Annotated in this window: 11 protein-coding genes; 5 read left to right on the top strand and 6 right to left on the bottom strand. The window is 40.7% G+C overall.

The genetic code is table 11. The features are described 5' to 3' along the window. The first annotated feature begins 3 nt into the window (after positions 1-3). The 3 genes from ettA (at position 4) to ABJV04_RS13370 (ending at position 3,182) form a co-directional block, all read left to right on the top strand. Entirely contained in the window at positions 4-1,671 is a 1,668-nt protein-coding gene (ettA, locus tag ABJV04_RS13380; RefSeq protein WP_348492039.1) for an energy-dependent translational throttle protein EttA, read from the top strand. A gap of 115 nt (positions 1,672-1,786) precedes the next feature. Beyond that, positions 1,787-2,140: a PilZ domain-containing protein gene (locus ABJV04_RS13375; RefSeq protein ID WP_348492038.1), complete on the top strand. Its 354-nt coding sequence runs from the start codon at positions 1,787-1,789 to the stop codon at positions 2,138-2,140. A gap of 163 nt (positions 2,141-2,303) precedes the next feature. Beyond that, positions 2,304-3,182, top strand: coding sequence for a diguanylate cyclase (locus ABJV04_RS13370; protein ID WP_348492037.1), 879 nt, complete (start codon positions 2,304-2,306; stop codon positions 3,180-3,182). A gap of 15 nt (positions 3,183-3,197) precedes the next feature. Here the strand turns inward: ABJV04_RS13370 and radA are convergent, their stop codons facing one another. Then, a complete protein-coding gene (radA, locus tag ABJV04_RS13365) occupies positions 3,198-4,562 on the bottom strand; it encodes a DNA repair protein RadA (RefSeq protein ID WP_348492036.1) in 1,365 nt (454 codons plus the stop codon). A 137-nt stretch (positions 4,563-4,699) separates the two neighbouring features. Here radA and ABJV04_RS13360 point away from each other — a divergent pair, with 137 nt between their 5' ends. Both ABJV04_RS13360 and suhB read left to right on the top strand, forming a co-directional pair. Then, the gene (locus ABJV04_RS13360; RefSeq protein WP_348492035.1) at positions 4,700-7,207 is read left to right on the top strand and encodes a PilZ domain-containing protein; all 2,508 of its coding nucleotides are present in this window, start codon (positions 4,700-4,702) and stop codon (positions 7,205-7,207) included. Positions 7,208-7,338: 131 nt separating this feature from the next. Then, complete coding sequence (gene suhB / locus ABJV04_RS13355) at positions 7,339-8,112, top strand: inositol-1-monophosphatase (protein ID WP_348492034.1); 774 nt, start codon at positions 7,339-7,341, stop codon at positions 8,110-8,112. A gap of 277 nt (positions 8,113-8,389) precedes the next feature. On the opposite strand, the gene secF is transcribed toward suhB, so the two are convergent. From secF to queA, 5 genes are all read right to left on the bottom strand, one after another. Continuing rightward, entirely contained in the window at positions 8,390-9,331 is a 942-nt protein-coding gene (gene secF, locus ABJV04_RS13350) for a protein translocase subunit SecF (RefSeq protein WP_348492033.1), read from the bottom strand. Positions 9,332-9,340: 9 nt separating this feature from the next. Continuing rightward, positions 9,341-11,185, bottom strand: a complete 1,845-nt coding sequence (gene secD, locus ABJV04_RS13345; protein ID WP_348492032.1) for a protein translocase subunit SecD — start codon at positions 11,183-11,185, stop codon at positions 9,341-9,343. 61 nt (positions 11,186-11,246) lie between these two features. After that, the gene (yajC, locus tag ABJV04_RS13340) at positions 11,247-11,579 is read right to left on the bottom strand and encodes a preprotein translocase subunit YajC (RefSeq protein WP_348492031.1); all 333 of its coding nucleotides are present in this window, start codon (positions 11,577-11,579) and stop codon (positions 11,247-11,249) included. A 21-nt stretch (positions 11,580-11,600) separates the two neighbouring features. Beyond that, positions 11,601-12,713 (bottom strand): tRNA guanosine(34) transglycosylase Tgt, encoded by a 1,113-nt coding sequence (gene tgt, locus ABJV04_RS13335; RefSeq protein WP_348492030.1) that lies wholly within the window; start codon positions 12,711-12,713, stop codon positions 11,601-11,603. Positions 12,714-12,884: 171 nt separating this feature from the next. Then, positions 12,885-13,925, bottom strand: a complete 1,041-nt coding sequence (gene queA / locus ABJV04_RS13330; protein WP_348492029.1) for a tRNA preQ1(34) S-adenosylmethionine ribosyltransferase-isomerase QueA — start codon at positions 13,923-13,925, stop codon at positions 12,885-12,887. Positions 13,926-14,067 lie beyond the last annotated feature (142 nt).

Raw genomic sequence — 14,067 nt, 5'->3', positions numbered from 1 at the left:
ACTATGGCACAATACGTATATAGCATGCACAGGGTGGGAAAAATTGTCCCCCCGAATAGACACATACTCAAAAATATTTCTTTAAGCTTTTTCCCGGGCGCGAAAATTGGCGTTTTGGGTCTAAACGGCGCCGGTAAATCGACTTTACTGCGCATCATGGCTGGTATTGACACAGATATAGAAGGAGAAGCTCGACCCTCTCCCGAATTAAAAATTGGTTACCTTCCCCAGGAGCCGCAGCTCGATGAAAGTAAAGATGTGCGCGGAAATATTGAAGAAGCCGTTGCCGACGTTGCTCACGCCTTAAAACGTTTAGATGAAGTTTATGCAGAATATGCAGAAGAAAATGCAGATTTTGATGCGTTGGCAAAAGAACAAGGTCAACTAGAAGCGATCATTCAAACCAAAGATGGGCACAATCTTGAAAACGCCTTAGAACGTGCAGCAGATGCCCTTCGCCTTCCCCCTTGGGATGCAGATGTCAGCAAGCTGTCAGGTGGTGAAAGACGTCGGGTAGCCCTATGTCGATTGCTTCTAGAAAAGCCAGATATGTTGCTTTTAGATGAGCCAACTAACCACTTGGATGCAGAATCAGTGGCATGGCTTGAGCGTTTTCTTCACGATTACGAAGGCACTGTTGTGGCTATTACCCATGACCGTTACTTCCTTGATAATGTAGCAGGCTGGATTTTGGAGCTTGACCGCGGTGAAGGTATTCCTTGGGAAGGCAACTATTCATCTTGGCTAGAACAAAAAGATCAGCGCCTTGCTCAAGAAGAGCGCACAGAAAGTGCTCGTCAAAAATCCATTCAACAAGAATTAGAATGGGTACGTTCGAATCCCAAAGGTCGCCAAGCTAAAAGCAAAGCAAGAATGGCAAGATTTGATGAATTAACCACAGGCGACTATCAAAAACGGAATGAAACCAATGAGTTGTTTATTCCCCCTGGAGAGCGTTTGGGTGACAAAGTCATTGAAGTAAGCGGACTATCCAAATCTTACGGTGATCGACTACTTATTGATGATTTGTCTTTCAGCATACCCAAAGGAGCCATTGTCGGTATTATTGGTCCCAACGGCGCGGGGAAATCAACTCTATTTCGCATGCTCACAGGTCAAGAGCAACCTGATTCCGGTGAAATTGTGTTAGGTGACACCGTACAATTAGCAAGTGTTGAACAGTTTCGCGACCATATGAACGAAAAAAATACCGTTTATAAAGAGATTTCCGATGACTCAGATATTATCCGAATTGGTAACTTTGAACTAAACAGTCGTGCGTATTGCAGTCGTTTTAATTTTAAAGGCACGGATCAACAAAAATTTATCAAAGATCTCTCTGGTGGTGAACGTAATCGAGTTCATCTGGCCAAGCTATTAAAAGCCGGTGGCAACGTATTGCTGCTAGATGAACCTACCAACGATCTAGATGTTGAAACCTTACGAGCGTTGGAAAATGCGATTCTGGAATTTCCAGGCTGCGCTATGGTTATTTCCCATGACCGTTGGTTTTTAGATAGAGTCGCGACTCATATCATGGATTATCGGGATGAAGGGAAAATAAACTTTTACGAGGGTAATTACACTGATTACGAAGCTTGGTTAAAAGAAACTCTAGGCGAAGATGTAGTTGAACCTCACAGACTTAAATACAAAAAAATAAGTAAATAGTCCTAACAACAATGGGTTAAATAGTAAAAACAATGTGCTCGGGGTAAAATCTTGGGCGCATTTACGCTCTTTTTATGCTTAAATATTGTTATTAATGGCAACGTTGAGGCTTATAATGGAAAAACGTCAATTTAATCGCGTAGATTTTTCAGCTCCTGCCATTTTATTTCAGCAAAATCACCATTGGCAAACCCACATCATTGATATTTCGTTAAATGGTGCACTTATTGGCTATCCGGATGACTTTGTCGGCAATTTAGAGCATGAGTTTGAGCTGAATGTTGAAATTGAAGGCACAGCTCAGGTAATCACCATGTTTGGTGAAATTGTACACAATGCTAACCATTGTTTAGGTTTCCACATTAAGTGCATGGATATTGACAGTATTTCAGATTTACGCAGATTAGTGGAACTAAATTTAGGTGACATATCACTATTGCAGCGAGATTTAGCATCTTTGGTTTCTTAATCCTAAGTATAATAAACATTCGTTTAAATATTGGATACACTACGTTAAGAATAAATAATCAGATCATAGTCAAACGTTATAAAGTGTTTTGCGGAATAAACTTAAGAAAGGAGTTTGAGTTATCTTCAGAGTTGTTGATCAGTTATTTGAAAAAGACAAAGTTTTGATTCTTATTGTAGAAGACGAACCCATTAGTGCTTTAATTGCAGCTAAAGCTCTTTCAGATAATTTTATTACCCATCATGTTAGCTCAGGGCAAGAAGCATTAGATTTTTGCGATCATAGGCTACCAGACATCATATTGATGGATATCAACATGCCTGTAATGGACGGCTTAACTGCGTGTAGAAAGCTTAAAGCTAACGAGAACACCCAAGAAATACCGATAATATTTGTTAGCTCTCAAAACTCACCTGAGGCCGAAGACGAATGCTGGGAAGCTGGCTGCACAGATTTTATTAACAAACCCTTTTCAGTGACAACGTTACGCCATAGAGTAAATTCACATTTAGCTGCTAAATTAATGTCAGATAAATTGAAACGCTTGGCGACTATCGATGGATTAACAGACGTGCAAAACCGCCATTATTTTGATGGCTTTTTAGCTGATCAAATAAAATTGTGTACACGCATGAAACATCACTTAGGCCTTATTTTAATCGATATCGATAATTTTAAGCTTTACAATGATACCTATGGACACATCAAAGGTGATGAATGTTTACGCGAAGTGGCGGATACTTTGAGGAAAGTACTAAAACGTCCCACCGATTGCCTAGCAAGATATGGTGGAGAAGAGTTTGCAATTGTTCTTCCCCATACAGACATTAGCGGCGTTAAATATGTTGCTGATAATATGCTCAAGGCTATACGTGACTTAAATTTACCCCATAAATTATCAAGTTTAAGCCGAGTGACTATTAGTGCTGGCGGTATTTGCGTCTCACCTCAGAATTTAAGCCAAACGGCACTCATTCAAAAAGCTGATAAAAACTTGTATACAGCAAAAGACGCAGGACGCGATCAATTTATTGTTGCCTGAATTCCGTTTAGGGATTTATAGGGCTTCCAAAGCTTCCGAAAGACGCGACACTGCAACGATTTCAATACCTGCTATGGGTTGCTTAGGTTTATTGCCTTTTGGAACAATTGCGCGTTTAAAACCGTGCTTGGCTGCTTCTTGAATGCGTTCAGTGCCATTAGGTACTGGACGTATCTCACCTGCTAAACCAACTTCACCAAATGCAATTAACTCTCTGGATAAAGTATGATTTCTAAAGCTTGAAATCATAGCTAACAAAAGGGCTAAATCAACACTAGTTTCAGCAATACGCACACCGCCCACTACATTGACAAACACATCTTGATCGTTCATTTGTACGTTACCGTGACGGTGCAATACTGCCAACAACATAGCTAACCTATTAGCCTCTGTACCTACGGCAATGCGCTTAGGGTTTGCCATTTGTGAATAATCCACTAAGGCTTGAATTTCCACTAGCAAAGGACGAGTTCCTTCCCAAACAACCATGACAATGCTGCCTGGTGATTGCTGCTCTTCACGACTTAGAAAAATTGCAGATGGATTGCTCACTTCCTTTAGACCTTTATCGGTCATCGCAAACACACCCAACTCGTTTACTGCGCCAAAACGGTTTTTATTACCTCGTAAGGTGCGGTAACGACTATCACTTTCACCCTCAAGCATCATTGAACAATCTATACAATGCTCCAGCACTTTAGGACCCGCTAAATTTCCCTCCTTAGTAACATGCCCCACTAAAAACATCGCAATGTGATGTTGTTTGGCAAAGCGAGTTAAAAATGCAGCACTTTCTCGCACTTGAGAAACACTGCCAGGAGCGGATTGAATATCACTCACATGCATAACTTGGATGGAATCAATTACCATTATGTCGGGTTTATGTACCAGCGCTAACTCGCAAATTGTTTCTACATTCGTTTCAGCTAGCACTTTCAATTTAGAGGTAGGCAGGCCTAAACGTTGGGCTCGCATTGCAACTTGTTGCAGGGACTCCTCACCAGTGACATATAACGTATTTCGCCCTTGGGCCAAATGACACATTACCTGTAATAAAAGAGTACTTTTACCCGCCCCTGGGGATCCTCCAATTAACATTGCAGCACCCGGCACTACACCGCCACCTAAAACTCGATCAAGCTCTTTAAAACAAGCACTGAAACGAGGCAAAGCTTGTAAATCAATTTGATCGAGGGTTTCTACTTTTGCATGGGTTTGACCTGCATATCCTTTTAAGTTTCGTTCTGGCGAATGTTTATCATTACTAAGAACGACTTCAGAAATTGTGTTCCATGCCTGACAATCATTACATTGTCCTTGCCAGCGAGGGAACTCTGCTCCACAATCAGTACATACAAAAGCGATTTTACGTTTAGCCATAAGTTATTGAACTACATTAAATTAGGGCTAGTTGATTAATTCAACTAAACCGGTAAGTTGGGATCAAAGGTTATTTATTCGTTGCCGATAAAAGAATATCATAACGACGCCTTAACCATAGCGAACATTTGATTGGCATGAGTCAAGATTTAGAAAAGTACCACGACATTATAGAACAGTTAAAACCAATGATAAATGAACCTGAGTTCAATCAGGTACTGTCACAGGTAGCTTCGGGCATCCCGAAACAAAAACGCTTCTTAATCAAAATGGAGTTAAAACGCCTATCTCGCCCATGCCTGCGTCTCATCGATCTCAGAGGCCAAGTAGCTGGTGACTGTCGAGAATTTACGTACCAAGATAAAACACATTATTTAGATGACACTGCCATAGATGTTTTCGAAAAGCAGGTGCGACTCTTTGGTGAATATACCATGGGAGTGTATGAGGCAGTTAAAAATACCGAAAACAGTTATCGCGTGATTTATCAAAAACAACGCGAAGAAGCTGAAAAAGAAGGTACGGTAGTAGAAGAACGTAAACCACACCACGCTTCTGTTTTGCGCTTTGGGGAATATGCTAAACGCTGTGAAGAGCGTATGAACTTCGCAGTCAATATTGAGTTGTTTACGGAATTAAATAAAAGTATTCAAGCCACCACTATAGATGTTTCAGTTAGTGGTTTAAAAGTTAAAGTCGCCAATGAACACCTTTTTAAAGTAGGTGATCGCGTAACGGTTCAGTTTAGGGGTTTAGAAGGCGAATACTCCATAGATCGTAAAGCCGGCGTGGGGTACAACATTGTTGATGTAGAGAGTAGCAAACGCGAACAGCGTATCTCATTGCAAAAAAATGATGAACAAGCTCAGCACTCTTTTAAAGACTTCTTTGAAAAGTTCATACATGGCAACAAACGTCGCTACAAAGTAAATATGGATAATACGCTCACTGCGATTAACCTGAAAACCTACGAACAATATTTTATTCCTAATGTAACCTCAGTTCCCATTTACATCGAAAGAGTCAATGATGTTTATGTCCCTAAATACGCTTTAATCAATAACTGCAATAAAGATCCCCTATATTATTGGAGTGATGAATTATTTGAATTGCGGCTAGGCTATGTAATTGGGCATCAGCGTGTTGCAAGGCTTTTGAGCCAACCTGAAAACAATCAAGAAACCATTGTCTACTCGTTCAATCATATAAAAGATGACAAAGTCTATTTTTATTCTGCCACGCAAGAAGAGCTGTTTGAGCGTCCTGATTTGATGAAGGTTTTTCTAGGCTATGGTGGCCGGAAAGCAAGTTGGCGAGTGTTCAAGTTACAGATTACAGATGTTGATCTAAACCAAGTCCATATACCACTGTCATTACCCGATTCGGTTAGCAGCGCAGTTAAACGTCAAAATCATCCTCCCGCCCCAAGATTGATGTCTCGTCTTAAAAATCTTAGGTACATGGCACTTTTAACCGATATCACTGATGAAGTCGGCACGCAAAATTATGAAAAAATTCCCATTCGGCGCGGGGAAATATCGCAATTAAAAGTATTCGGACATCCAAGGAATAAGCTACCTCCAACGGTGCAAATGTTCCGTTTTAAATACCATAATCAACGCAAAGAAACCCGCTATCAATTGCGAACTAAAGTGCAATTAAACTTTGGAGATATGACAATTGAAGGTAGCAGTGAAGATGTGTCTACTCGAGGAATGCGCATTGAGTTAAATGACTTTTTCCATGGTGAGGAAAATGATTTAGTTAAACTTAGTTTTCCACTTTTGCAGAATGTCACCAAAAAATTTAAACTTTCCGATTTACCTTATGTAGTCAAAGGTATTTCATACGGACGCAATGTATTGCACCTTCAAGCCGTCGTCGATTCGGTTAACAAAACTGCACAACGCTTTTTTGAGGAGCTTATTCGCAACAACCGTGGAAAATTAAAAGCCCATAATGAAGAAGAAGAAATACCAGGAATTGGTTCAGCATTGCGTAACCTTTATGCTAAGAATGTATTAAATACCGCTTTTTTTATTCGTAAAGAAGGAATTGATTTCCTGCCCGATGCAATTGTAACGAGTAACCCTAACAGTCGACTGAATAATCTATTAGCCTTTGACGCTGAAAGTGGTCAGTACAATATGCATTTTTTGTATTCCACTTATGGAGTTGAGTTAGACTTTATTCAATACACTCTAAAACGAATTAAGACCAATAAAAAACCAGTAATGCGCGAAATATTTGTGGCCTTTGATCCAAGTCGTGAATATATTGATGAGGCCATTAAAAGCCGTTTTTCAGACCAATTTCACGGCGATAAAGAACGCAAGAATTTTATCAATCAAGCCCGTGAGGCCGGCCAATTTATTGCGGTCAAAGTGTTTCTGGCCAGAGCTGGCCGCCCCGATATCGAGCGCCTACAAGCAGAAATTAGTTATGTCGGTATTTATGCGATTCATAAAGCGAAAATTCTTGAAGAGCAGCTTTGGAATATTATTGGTGTAGGTGATTTAGTCGATGTAACCGATGAAGTATTGATTCGACACAACTTTAGCCAACAACAGATCATTGATAATCAGCAAATGCCGGCTTATCACAAAGTAAATTCGGACAAAATCGAAAATCTATTAAAAGCCTAGTCTGTATTACTAGAATTTGATTGCATCTACACGTAAAACTGGTAGACTTCGCGGCGAAATTTTGTGCGGTTTTGAAATCAATAGATAACTCAAAACTGCTCGTCCGTTCTTTTAAAAATTGGTGGTAACTTATGCATCCTATGCTGAATATTGCGGTGCGCGCTGCTCGCGCTGCTGGAAATGTGATAACTCGTGGTTTTGAAAATCGTAATGATTTGTTGTTGGAAAAAAAAGGTGAGAACGACTTCGTCACTAAAATCGACAAAGAAGCCGAAAAAATCATTATTGAAAAAATTCAGCAATCTTTCCCCGATCACTCATTTTTAGGTGAAGAAGGCGGCATAGTAGAAGGCAGTGACGAATTTAAATGGATCATTGACCCTCTAGACGGTACCACTAATTTTATTAAAGGCATTCCCCACTTCGCTGTATCCATAGCCCTAATGCACAGAGGTCGTATCGACCAAGCGGTTGTATTTGATCCAATCCGTGGTGAATTATTTACCGCAAGTAAAGGCGCTGGTGCACAATTAAATGGTTTTAGAATTCGTACAGGTAAAGCAAAAGACCTAAACAGCACTGTTCTTGCCACAGCATTCCCATTTAAAGCCAAAGAAACATCTGATGATGCCATCGCTCGATTCTCAAACATTTTCAAACAATGTGGAGACGTTCGTCGTTGCGGCTCTGCAGCCTTAGATTTAGCTTATGTAGCTGCAGGTCGATATGATGGTTACTGGGAACGCGGTATCAAGCCTTGGGACATTGCTGCCGGTGAACTATTAGTTCGTGAGTCTGGTGGCCTGGTAACCGACTTTAAAGGCGGAAACGACCCTCTGCATAAAGGTGAGATAGTAGCTGGTAACCCTCGCGTGGTTCAGTCACTGGTCAAACACTTAAAATAATTAGTGATGATAATCACTGCTGATTAATTTCGTTTTCAGCGATTAAAAAGGAAGCCTTTGGCTTCCTTTTTTTATGCCCTATGTCCCATCCTGAAATACGTTGAGATAAAGAAGACTTCTTTATCTCAATATCAAATGAAATACGCAGTAAACGCTCACAACGAGAGTAAAATTATTTAGCCTCCACTCCTGTCTTGTTTGCTTAATATAAAAACAGAGTGGATTACAGATATAAAAAAACCGGGTTAAAAACCCGGCTTTTTGAAACACAAAAAGATTAAGGAAGAGGATCTAAGTCCGCACCTTCTTTTTCCACCACTGTGGGCATTAAATCTTCGCGACTTATCCCCAACATTAATGCCACCAAACTGGCTACATAAATAGACGAATAGGTTCCGATTACCACACCAAATAGTAATGCTGTAGCAAAACCATGTATAAGTGCGCCACCTTTATAAAACAACGCCATCAAAACCAAGATAGTGGTCAATGATGTAATAATGGTTCGATTTAAGGTTTGCGTCAAAGAGGTGTTAATGATCTCTATAGGCTCACCTTTGCGGATTTTACGGAAGTTTTCACGAATACGATCCGATACAACAATGGTATCGTTTAGTGAATAACCGATTACCGCTAGCACCGCAGCCATAACCGTTAAGTCGAATTCAAGTTGTAACACTGAAAACAAGCCTAAGGTTAAGATCACATCATGAGCCAATGCAATAACCGACCCTAATGCAAAACGCCATTCAAATCGCATAGCAACGTAAATAAGAATACAAATCAGCGCAACCAACATAGCGAGGCCGCCCTGCTCTGTTAATTCTTCACCAACGTTTGGACCAACAAACTCAATACGACGCATGTCAACATTGTCGCCTGCTGCCCGCAAAGTACTCAATACTTGGTCACCCACCTCTTGTGCTTTAACGCCATCACGAGGAGCTAGACGTATTAGCACATCTTCGCTACTACCGAAGTTTTGTACTACTGCATCACCAAAATCAGCGGCTTCAAGTTGCAGACGAATTTGGTCTAACTGAGCTGGTTTGTCATAACCAACTTCAATCAAAGTACCACCAGTAAAGTCCAAGCCCCAATTGAGCTGATTAACCCCCAAAGAGACTAACGAACCAATAATCAATATTCCCGATATAATCATGGCGGGAATGCGCATTGACATAAAATCAATACTTTCTTTTAGTTTAAAAAATCGCATGTCCGGCTCCTAAATCGACAATTTCTGAAGACGTCTACCACCCCAAACACCGTTTACGATTACACGGGTTAAGATAATTGCGGTAAACATCGAAGTAGCTATACCTATCATTAACGTGATAGAGAAGCCTTTGATTGGTCCGGTTCCCACTGCAAAAAGAATAATTGCAGCAATAAAGGTCGTGATATTCGCATCTAAAATGGTAGAAAACGCACTATCATAACCGTAATGGATAGCTTGTTGCGGGCTTCGTCCTTCACGTATCTCTTCGCGGATACGCTCGAATATCAACACATTGGCATCAACAGCCATACCAACTGTCAGTACAATACCAGCCATACCAGGCAGCGTTAAGGTAGCGCCAGGAATCATTGACATAACACCAACAATCATCACTAAGTTAGCCGCCAGTGCAAGATTGGCAACTAACCCAAAGGAACGGTAGTAAAACAGCATAAAGGCAAGAACTAAGGCAAATCCCCATAAAATGGCTTGCATGCCTAAGTCTATGTTTTCCTGTCCCAAGCTAGGGCCTACGGTACGCTCTTCAACAATAGTGATAGGCGCAATCAAAGCACCAGCACGTAACAATAAGGACAAATCACGGGCTTCTTTAGGTGAATCTAAGCCAGTAATTTCAAATCGACTTCCTAACTGCGCACGAATGGTTGCCACACTAACAACTTCACGCTCTGGAACGAAAATGATTTTACCTTTTTCATTTTTTTCACCCGTTGCTTTATATTCGATAAAGACGGTTGCCATGGGCTTACCAATGTTGCCCTTAGTGGCTAAAGACATTTTGCTACCACCAGCAGAGTCTAATGAAATGGACACTTTTGGCATGCCATATTCATCAACGCCAGCGTTTGCATCAATAATGTGACTACCTTCTAACATGACTTTTTTAAGCAGTAATTGCGGCACACCTTGTTGGTCTTCAACAATTTCAGAACCTGGAGGTACGCGGCCATTTAATGCATCACGTAAATCATGTTCTTGATCTAGCATTTTAAATTCTAAGGTAGCAGTCGCATTTAGAATTTCTTTCGCGCGAGCCGTATCTTGAATACCTGGTAGCTGTACAACGATGCGGTCGGCACCTTGACGCTGAATAACAGGTTCAGCTACACCAAGTTGGTTTACTCGGTTACGCATTATGGTGATATTTTGTTTTACCGCATAATCCCGAATCTCAGACAGTTTCTGTTCTGACATTTTGGCCACGAGAATCAAATCACCTTGCTCAACTAAGGTAATATCACGGTTACGATTTTTAAGGAAAAATTCCGCTTTATCCAAGGTCTCTTGATCACGAAAACGAATCTGTACAGACTCATCAATAATGCTCACTCGTGAATAACGAATTTTCTCTTCACGTAGTGACGTTTTAAAATCACCTTCCATATCCGTTAAAGATTTGGTGATGACCGAATTCATATCCACTTCCATTAAGAAGTGCACACCGCCACGTAAATCCAAACCTAACTTCATGGGTGTACCGCCTAAGCTGTCCAACCAATCAGGAGTATCAGGGGCTAAATTCATCGCTACTGTGTAGTCTTTGCCTAGTGATTCGGCGAGGGTTTCGTTAGCCAACCTTTGTGCACTATCATCGTAAAGACGAACCAATATTTGCTCATCTTCAAGTACGATAGACTTTTTTTCGATACCGGCATCGGCTAAGTCTTGATTAACTTTATCTATCAAAGGCAAATCTAGGACTGCGTCACGACCAGCAGATATCTGCACAGCATAATCTTCACCATAAAGATTAGGGGAGGCGTATAAAGCGCAAACGGCAACAACCATCAACACTAAAATATACTTCCACAGGGGAGTTTTATTTAACACTTGCTATTCCTTTTCTACTTAAACGAAAAAGGCAAACTTGCGTTTGCCGTTTTCAATTTAGTTAGATTGATTTCATTGTACCTTTAGGTAGCACAGCAGTGACTGCGCCTTTTTGAATCACAATATTGGTATTGTCATTTAACGAAATCTCAATAAAGTCCTTTTCTTCAGACACTTTTGAAACTTTACCAACCATACCACCTTGGGTAAGCACTTCATCACCTTTACCAATAGAAGCTACTAGGTTTTTATGCTCTTTAACCCGTTTTGCCTGTGGACGATACAGCATAAAATAGAAAATTAATCCGAAAACACCTAACAAGATAAGCATTTCGAAACCACCGCCTTGTGCGCCAGCTTCTTGTGCGTAAGCATTAGAAATAAAAAAACTCATAAATTCCTCATATATTTTTAGTTATAAAGCCGGAACCGGCATGTTCTTCTGTGCGTAAAATTGTTCAACAAACTGATCAAGTTTTTGTTCAGCTATAGCATCACGTAACCCTTGCATAACTCGTTGATAGTACCGCAAGTTATGGATGGTGTTTAATCTAGCACCGAGTATTTCATTACATTTGTCCAAATGATGTAAATATGACCGTGAATAGTTTTTACAAGTGTAACAGTCACATTTCTCATCTAAAGGTCCAGTATCTGTTTTGTGCTTGGCATTACGTATTTTAATAACGCCCTCAGTAACAAATAAATGACCATTTCGGGCATTTCGAGTTGGCATAACACAATCGAACATGTCGATTCCACGGCGAACCGCTTCAACAATGTCTTCTGGTCGTCCTACTCCCATTAAATAACGTGGCTTTTCAGCTGGGATTTTATCTGCTGTGTGATCCAAAACCCGAATCATATCTTCTTTTGGTTCACCTACGGATAAACCACCAATGGCATAACCATCGAATCCGATATCTTCGAGACCTTTCAAGGATTGATCGCGTAGACCTTCGTACATGCCACCTTGAATAATACCAAATAACGCTGACGGATTACCTTCATGAGCTTGTTTACTGCGTTTAGCCCAACGTAAAGATAACTCCATGGAGCGTCGAGCTTCAGGCTCAGTGGCGGGATAAGGAGTGCACTCATCAAAAATCATCACGATGTCTGAACCAAGATCGCGTTGCACTTCCATAGACTTTTCTGGAGTAAGCAGTATTTTTTCACCATTAATTGGCGATCTGAACGTTACCCCTTCTTCAGTGATTTTACGTAAATCTCCCAAACTAAACACTTGGAAACCACCACTGTCCGTAAGGATCGGCTTATCCCAATGCATAAAGTCGTGCAAATCACCATGTTGCTTCATGATTTCAGTGCCTGGACGTAACATCAAATGAAAGGTATTCCCTAAACAGATGTGTGCACCTGTCTCGTCTAACTCTTCCGGCGTCATCCCTTTAACGGTGCCATAGGTACCAACAGGCATAAACGCTGGGGTTTCAACCACACCTCGGTCAAACACTAATCTACCGCGGCGTGCTTTGCCATCGGTTGTATCTAATTCAAATTTCATTTTTAACCTTTTAAAATTTCTGCATACCGGAAAACAGTCCAGTGCTGAAAAACAGCGGGGATTATAAAGGAATAATGAGCAAGCTGAAATCATCTAAATAGAATTTCAGCTTGAAAGTTGCCTTAATAAGCGAAATGAGACGATTTATCGCCTAAATTTACACATCAGTGGTTACGATTTTTCAATAAACATGGCATCACCGTAACTGAAAAAGCGGTATTCGTTTGTTATCGCCTGTTCATATGCGCCCATCACGTTTTCTCTACCCGCAAACGCGCTAATCAACATGATTAATGTGGACTCAGGTAAGTGAAAATTAGTCAGCATTGCATCGACTATTTCAAATTGATAACCGGGATAAATAAAAATATCAGTATCCTCAAAAAAAGCCCCAAGGGGTTTACCTTTTTTAATGCTTGCAGCAGCGGCAGATTCCAATGAACGAACCGAAGTTGTGCCTACGGCAATTACTCGTTTACCCTTGGATTTAGCTGAGTTAATGGCATCCACAACATCTTCAGGCACTTCAGCGTATTCAGAGTGCATGTGGTGATCTTGAATATTATCGACTCTTACTGGCTGAAAGGTACCAGCACCAACGTGCAGGGTAACAAAGGCGGTATTGACCCCCTTGTTTTTTAGAGCCTCAAGAGTAGCCTCGTCAAAATGCAAACCTGCCGTAGGTGCAGCTACCGCTCCAGGTTTTTCAGAATAAACCGTCTGATAACGTTCCTTATCTGAATCTTCATCTGGTCGGTTGATATAGGGAGGCAACGGCATATGTCCGTATTTTTCTAATAGACTCAAAACAGGTTCTTGATTAACAACCTTTAATTCGAACAGTTGATCGTGACGCGTCACCATTTCCATTTGGATATGCTCTTCTAGTACCAATAAAGCCCCGGGTTTTGGGGATTTGCTCGATTTCACGTGGGCTAAAACGGTTTTTTCATCAATAATGCGTTCAACCAACACCTCGACTTTTCCGCCGGTTGATTTTTTTCCAAGTAACCGCGCGGGTATCACCCGAGTATTATTAAAAATAAGTAAATCACCTTCATCCACTAAATCAACAAAAGCAGAAAAATGGGTATCTTTTAAACCGCCAGTTTTACCGTCTAAACACAGTAACTTGCTGGCGGTTCTTTGTTCTGTGGGGTATCGAGCGATCAGCCGCTCAGGTAAATCAAAATGGAAATCAGATAGTTTCATGAAGTCTGGTTAGCCCAACTGTAAGTTAATATTCAGTATTTTACGTATTAAAAAATATACCTGCAACGCTTTATCGATACTCGGTTTTCCTTGAGTTTTGGCGCTGACAGTATAAATTATAATCAACTTGTTATTTCGATGT

The organism is Aliiglaciecola sp., assembly GCF_039982535.1.
Taxonomy (GTDB): Bacteria; Pseudomonadota; Gammaproteobacteria; order Enterobacterales; family Alteromonadaceae; genus Aliiglaciecola.
The sequence above is the reverse complement of the archived record's forward strand: the minus strand, read 5'-3'. Positions and strand labels throughout refer to the sequence as shown.

Bases quoted from the DNA above. Each gene is read 5' to 3' on its own strand.
- tgt (WP_348492030.1), bottom strand. From the start codon at position 12,713: ATGAAATTTGAATTAGATACAACCGATGGCAAAGCACGCCGCGGTAGA.
- ABJV04_RS13375 (WP_348492038.1), top strand. From the start codon at position 1,787: ATGGAAAAACGTCAATTTAATCGCGTAGATTTTTCAGCTCCTGCCATT.
- ABJV04_RS13360 (WP_348492035.1), top strand. From the start codon at position 4,700: ATGAGTCAAGATTTAGAAAAGTACCACGACATTATAGAACAGTTAAAA.
- ettA (WP_348492039.1), top strand. From the start codon at position 4: ATGGCACAATACGTATATAGCATGCACAGGGTGGGAAAAATTGTCCCC.
- suhB (WP_348492034.1), top strand. From the start codon at position 7,339: ATGCATCCTATGCTGAATATTGCGGTGCGCGCTGCTCGCGCTGCTGGA.
- secF (WP_348492033.1), bottom strand. From the start codon at position 9,331: ATGCGATTTTTTAAACTAAAAGAAAGTATTGATTTTATGTCAATGCGC.
- radA (WP_348492036.1), bottom strand. From the start codon at position 4,562: ATGGCTAAACGTAAAATCGCTTTTGTATGTACTGATTGTGGAGCAGAG.
- yajC (WP_348492031.1), bottom strand. From the start codon at position 11,579: ATGAGTTTTTTTATTTCTAATGCTTACGCACAAGAAGCTGGCGCACAA.
- queA (WP_348492029.1), bottom strand. From the start codon at position 13,925: ATGAAACTATCTGATTTCCATTTTGATTTACCTGAGCGGCTGATCGCT.